At 61.1% G+C, this 1,446-nt stretch carries 3 protein-coding genes; 1 reads left to right on the top strand and 2 read right to left on the bottom strand.

Annotation, left to right across the window (positions count from 1 at the left end; translation table 11 throughout):
- Nucleotides 1-484: serine hydrolase domain-containing protein (locus AB4Z11_RS31635; protein WP_442030125.1), on the bottom strand; the 484-nt coding region annotated here is incomplete at its 3' end.
- 20 nt (nucleotides 485-504) lie between these two features.
- Here AB4Z11_RS31635 and AB4Z11_RS31630 point away from each other — a divergent pair.
- The gene (locus AB4Z11_RS31630; protein WP_442030123.1) at nucleotides 505-705 is read left to right on the top strand and encodes a heavy-metal-associated domain-containing protein; all 201 of its coding nucleotides are present in this window, start codon (nucleotides 505-507) and stop codon (nucleotides 703-705) included.
- Between the two features lie 8 nt (nucleotides 706-713).
- Here AB4Z11_RS31630 and AB4Z11_RS31625 read toward each other — a convergent pair whose 3' ends face one another.
- Nucleotides 714-1,433 carry a glutathione S-transferase gene (locus tag AB4Z11_RS31625; protein WP_442030127.1) on the bottom strand — a complete coding sequence of 240 codons (720 nt, stop codon included), beginning with the start codon at nucleotides 1,431-1,433 and terminating at the stop codon, nucleotides 714-716.
- Nucleotides 1,434-1,446 lie beyond the last annotated feature (13 nt).

Below are 1,446 nucleotides of genomic sequence, written 5' to 3'. Positions count from 1 at the left end.
GCGCAATCTCATCGCCGCGATCCAGCAGCAGGAAGCGCCACTGCCTGGTGTAGTCCGGCACACCGGAAGTATGCGTCAACAGCTGCTCAATCGAGACATCGCGCAGCTGCGGCGCAAGGTCCGGCAAGTGCTGCGCCACCGAATCGGTGAGGGACAGCTTGCCCTCCTCCGCCAGCATCATGATGGCCGTGGCGGTAAACTGCTTGGTGACCGAACCAATGGGCATGGACACCGCCGGCTCCATCGGCTGGCGCCTGTCGATATCAGCCCAGCCATAAGCCTTGCGAAATACCGTCTCACCATTGCGCGCCACCAGTACGACCGCGCCGGGCAAGCGATCCTTGCCGACCTGGCCCACCACGTCATCGATCTGCCGCACGACGGCAGGATCAAGCGACGCCGCCTGTGCGAGTCCGCCAGCCGCCAGCGCGGCAAAAAGAAGCTTGACCTTCCAACGGTGGCAAGGATTAAGATGAATCATCATTGAGAAAAAAGGAGTTTCTGATGTACGAACTGCAAGTTGAAAATATGWGCTGCGGCCATTGCGTCGCTTCCGTCACCAAGGCCGTAAAGGCCGTGGATGCGGGCGCCACGGTCGATATCGACCTGGCCAGCAAACAGGTCAAAGTGGACAGCGGCGCCGCACTGGACGCCGTCAAATCGGCCATCGTGGAAGCCGGCTACCCCGTCACCAGCGCGCGCTAATCCGCGCGTCACTTCTCCAGCTCCGGATAGTGGCGGAAGATGCCATCTTCATTGAAGGCAATCCGCCGCTTCGAAGCCAGATAGGCCGCGATATTCGGCCGCTCCGACACCATCTTGTGCAGGGCCACCAGGCCGGGCCAGTCCGGCTCCAGCTTCTTCATCGTTTTCGGGAAGGCGTAGCGCAGGCCTGAAATCAGTTGGAACATCGACAGGTCCACATAGCTCAAACGCGAGCCGGCCATGTACTTGCCGCGTCCCGGATTGTTCTGCAGGATTTGCTCGAAGTAGCCAAGGAACTTGGGAATGCGCTCGGCGCAGAAGTCCCTGGCGCGCGCTTTCGCTTCCTTCTTCTGGTCTTCGTAATAATGATTGGTGGAGATGGGATGGTGCGTGTCGTGTGCTTCGTTGACGATGTCCGCGATGGTCAGCTGCAGTTCATTGCACCACAAGCGGCCCGCTTCCGAACGCGGCGCCAGGCCGTGGCGGGCGCCGATAAACATCAGGATATTGGCCGTCTGGCCGATCAGCAGCTCGCCTGCGCGCAACACCGGCGGCGCGAACGAGGCCCGTTCTTCCTGCGCGGGATCGATGGACGCCATGGTCGGCGGCATGCCCTTCTTCTGGCGCGCCACGTCGACGTAAGGCACGCCGGCTTCTTCCAGTGCCAGGCGCACGAATTCACCGCGTCCCTGGATCGTGGGCCARTAATACAATTCGTAAGGCTTCATCAGTCCTCCTGCG

The organism is Pseudoduganella sp. RAF53_2, assembly GCF_052113985.1.
GTDB lineage: Bacteria > Pseudomonadota > Gammaproteobacteria > Burkholderiales > Burkholderiaceae_D > Rugamonas.
The sequence above is the reverse complement of the archived record's forward strand: the minus strand, read 5'-3'. Positions and strand labels throughout refer to the sequence as shown.